This window comes from Allokutzneria sp. NRRL B-24872 (assembly GCF_002155965.1).
GTDB lineage: Bacteria > Actinomycetota > Actinomycetes > Mycobacteriales > Pseudonocardiaceae > Allokutzneria.
This window is the reverse complement of record NZ_MUMH01000206.1, coordinates 1-578: the sequence shown is the minus strand read 5'-3', so window position 1 is coordinate 578 and position 578 is coordinate 1. Positions and strand designations below refer to the sequence as shown.

At 66.8% G+C, this 578-nt stretch carries 1 pseudogene; it reads right to left on the bottom strand.

The window, feature by feature from the left end:
• Positions 1 to 270: 270 nt before the first annotated feature.
• A pseudogene (locus CCN37_RS35460) lies at positions 271 to 578 on the bottom strand (sodium/proton-translocating pyrophosphatase); the annotation flags it as partial.

The following is a 578-nucleotide window of genomic DNA, read 5'->3' as shown; positions in this document are numbered from 1 at the left end:
CGCAGCCGACGACCGCGGCGAGCACGCCCGCCGCGACTGTTGTCACCACCAGAAGCTTGCGATCCACCTGACTACCCCCAGCGCTTCAGTGCCTCAGACAGCATTGATCTTCAGCAACCGATCCGGAAGTTACCGGCACCCACTGACACTCTCATGGCGGGGTACCCCCGGACGAGTTACTAAATTCAGGTCTGCGCCCAACAACAACCCGGCCCACCCCGGGAGTGTTCCCGGGATGGGCCGAGTGATGCCACCGAAGTGCGCTGAGGATCAGGCTGACGTGCTCGCCGCACCCTCGGTCGCGTTGTCGTCCGCGATGGCGGTCGGGCGGCGCTTGGAGATCAGCACCGCACCGACGATGACCACGATCGCCGCGATGGCGATCGNNGGCGATCGCCGCGCGGATGCCGGGCGAGGCGCTCTCGCCGATGCTCAGGGTCACGATGGCCGGCGCGATGAGCACTGCGACCAGGTTCATGACCTTGATCAGCGGGTTGATGGCCGGACCGGCGGTGTCCTTGAACGGGTCACCGACGGTGTCGCCGATGACGGTCGCGGCGTGGGCCTCGGAGCCCTTG